At 57.5% G+C, this 3,247-nt stretch carries 3 protein-coding genes and 2 tRNA genes; 4 read left to right on the top strand and 1 reads right to left on the bottom strand.

Annotated elements, in window-relative coordinates; translation table 11 throughout:
* A partial coding sequence (locus V7080_RS24905; protein ID WP_334191066.1) for a class I tRNA ligase family protein occupies window positions 1-200 on the bottom strand: 200 nt, incomplete at its 3' end.
* Between the two features lie 223 nt (window positions 201-423).
* Between V7080_RS24905 and gltX the strand changes: the two genes are divergently transcribed.
* The 4 genes from gltX to earP form a co-directional block, all read left to right on the top strand.
* Entirely contained in the window at window positions 424-1,815 is a 1,392-nt protein-coding gene (gltX, locus tag V7080_RS24910) for a glutamate--tRNA ligase (protein WP_334191067.1), read from the top strand.
* A 64-nt stretch (window positions 1,816-1,879) separates the two neighbouring features.
* Window positions 1,880-1,955: transfer RNA gene (locus V7080_RS24915), tRNA-Ala, on the top strand.
* Between the two features lie 96 nt (window positions 1,956-2,051).
* Window positions 2,052-2,127: transfer RNA gene (locus tag V7080_RS24920), tRNA-Glu, on the top strand.
* Window positions 2,128-2,368: 241 nt separating this feature from the next.
* Window positions 2,369-3,247: elongation factor P maturation arginine rhamnosyltransferase EarP (gene earP / locus V7080_RS24925; protein WP_334191068.1), on the top strand; the 879-nt coding region annotated here is incomplete at its 3' end.

A 3,247-nucleotide genomic window follows, 5' to 3' on the forward strand; every position in this document is an offset into this window, starting at 1 on the left:
GCTTTTTCCGCCGCGATCATGATCGGCGTGCCATGTGCATCGTCCGCGCCGACGAAATGGACTTCATTACCCTGCATGCGCTGAAACCGTACCCAAATGTCGGCCTGGATGTATTCCATGATGTGGCCGATGTGGAATGCGCCGTTGGCGTAGGGCAGGGCGGTCGTGACGAATAGCTTGCGATGCGAAGGGTTGCTCATAGGGCTGTTTGGCTGTTGGATGGCGAAAAAACAGAATTTTATCAGTGCCGCCGCCGGAGAAGACGCCAGACCCGCCGCGCAACCTGCAGTCCAGTAGCTCGCAGGCAATCCTTGCGAACCATCCAGCTGCAAGGGCCGGCTGTTCCCTCGATGTTGTCGACACGGTAAAATAGCGCTTTTCCCGATACCACGGCTTTGGCGACCCAAGGCCGTTTTTCTTTCCATGACCGTACGCACCCGCTTCGCTCCCAGTCCGACCGGCTATCTCCATCTCGGCGGCGCCCGCACCGCACTGTTCTCCTGGGCTTATGCCCGGCATTTTGGCGGCACGTTCATCCTGCGCATCGAGGATACCGACATTGAACGCTCCACCCCGGAAGCGGTGCAGGCCATTCTCGAAGGCATGGAGTGGCTTGGACTCCAGCACGACGAAGGCCCGTTCTACCAGATGAAGCGGATGGATCGTTACCGGGAAGTGGTTGCGCAAATGCTGGCGGCCGGCAGTGCATATCATTGCTATTGCTCCCCGGAGGAGGTCGAGGCCATGCGCGAGCGCCAGCGCGCCGTCGGTGACAAGCCGCGTTACGACGGCACATGGCGCCCGGAGCCCGGCAAGACCCTGCCCGCTGTGCCGGAAGGGCGCAAGCCGGTGGTACGGTTCAAGAATCCGTTGGACGGCGACGTGACCTGGAACGACCTGGTCAAAGGACCGATCACGATCTCCAACCGCGAGCTGGATGACTTCATCATTGCGCGCTCCGACGGCACACCGACCTACAACTTTTGCGTGGCTGTCGACGATTGGGATATGCGCATCACGCATGTGATCCGCGGAGATGACCACGTCAACAATACGCCACGCCAGATCAATGTTCTCCAGGCCCTTGGTGCCTCACTGCCTGCATATGGCCACGTGCCGATGATCCTCGGAGCGGACGGCGAGAAGCTGTCCAAGCGTCATGGCGCGGTGAGTGTCATGGAATATCCGGCCCAAGGCTTCCTGCCTGAAGCAATGCTGAACTATCTCGCCCGCCTCGGATGGAGTCACGGCGATGATGAGATCTTCTCGGTGCAGCAGCTTTGCGAGTGGTTCGATCTCGACCATCTGTCGAAGTCGCCGGCACAGTTCAACCCGGAAAAGCTTGCATGGCTGAATAATCATTACATCAAGCTCGCGGACAATGACCGCCTCGCATCGCTTGCCCGCCCGTTGATGGAAAAGGAGGGCGCACGGTTCGACGGCGCTCCTGCACTGGAAGCAGTGATTGCACTAATGAAAGAACGTGCCAACACGATCAATGAGCTTGCCGTCGCAGCGATGCTGTTCTACCGTCAACCCGCCCCGGACGCCGCACTGGTCACGCAGCACATCACCGATGCCGTCAAACCCGCACTGGCCGACTATGCCGAGCGTGTAAAGGCAGTGGAATGGAACAAGGCGGCACTGTCGTCGGCACTGAAAGAAGTGCTTGCCGCTCACAAGTTGAAGATGCCCCAGCTCGCCATGCCGTTGCGCCTGATGATTACCGGTCAGCTGCAAACCCCGGCAATCGACGCCGTCATCGAATTGTTTGCGCGAGAAGTCGTTCTGGAGCGGCTGCAAAAGTTTCTTTGATAAATTAAGAGAAGGCGATTTACACCAAAGCAAAAGCTTTGCTATAATTTCGCTTCTTCGCACGGGGGGTATAGCTCAGCTGGGAGAGCGCTTGCATGGCATGCAAGAGGTCAGCGGTTCGATCCCGCTTACCTCCACCAGCGGAATGTGCGTGGTTTGTGCGATATGTAGCTGGTTATCAGAAGCAAAAAGAAGTACAATAGCCGCCGCGGAAGTAAGCAGTTGGACAGGTTACTGTCCCCATCGTCTAGAGGCCTAGGACATCACCCTTTCACGGTGAGTACGGGGGTTCGAATCCCCCTGGGGACGCCAGATAAAACGCCACGCATATGCGTGGCGTTTTTCTTTTCCGAAGCAGTATTCCGTTTTCCGTTGTGTGCACAGGATAGTATTCCGCTGAAGTCAGTTTCGGTCGTGTAGGGATGCAGTCCGGAAAATCTCCTGCCGAGCCTGTACATCGCCCGAACATTCGCAAGCCGCGTGCACGAACTGCATCAGTCGCCATCATGCATCCAACATATCGATCTCTTCGCTGCAACGCGATCCGCTAGAAATGTCTGCCGATAAAAGCCGCCCAACGTCCCTGGCGATCTTCTGCAAAGTCGTCGATAACTTCGGCGACATCGGTATTTGCTGGCGCTTGGCAAGACAGTTGCGCCATGAGCATGGAATTGAAGTGACCTTGTGGGTGGACGACTTGCAGAGCTTTCGGCGAATCTGTCCTGATGTTGAGGTCGACGCCGAAGTGCAACAAGTCGCTGGTGTGACGGCGCGCCACTGGCGCGACCAGGATGGGGTATTCACTACCGACGACATTGCCGATATCGTCATCGAATTCTTTGGATGCGATATCCCGCCAGGCTATATCGCCGCAATGGCGCAGTGCAGTCCGCGTCCGGTATGGCTCAATCTGGAAGGCCTGAGTGCCGAAGCTTGGGTGGAAGGCTGCCATGGTCTGCCGTCGTCGCATCCTCGCCTGCCGCTGACAAAATATTTTTTCTTCCCCGGGTTCACGAACAAAACGGGCGGCCTGCTGCACGAAGCGTTACTCGACAACCAGCGAGATCAGTTTCAATCCAATCAGGACGCAGTTACAGCCTTCCTTGCCCGCTTCGGCATGACCGATGCAGAGATGGCTTCGTTCAAGGTTTCTTTGTTCTGTTATGCGCATGCGCCGGTCTTGACGCTGTTTGATCAGTGGCGAAGCGGTGACATGGCCATCACCTGCCTGGTGCCTGAGGGTGTTGCAAAGGAAACCGTTCAGGCATTTCTCGGCGCGGAAGCAAAAGCCGGCGCGGTACGCACCAACGGCATGCTAACCGTGCGCGTCCTGCCTTTTGTTCCCCAGCCAGATTACGACAAGCTGCTATGGTCCTGCGACCTCAATTTTGTGCGCGGCGAGGACTCGTTCGTTCGGGCGCAGTGGGCGGGC

The sequence above is a fragment of the Noviherbaspirillum sp. genome (genome assembly GCF_036846085.1).
Classification (GTDB): Bacteria; Pseudomonadota; Gammaproteobacteria; order Burkholderiales; family Burkholderiaceae_D; genus Noviherbaspirillum.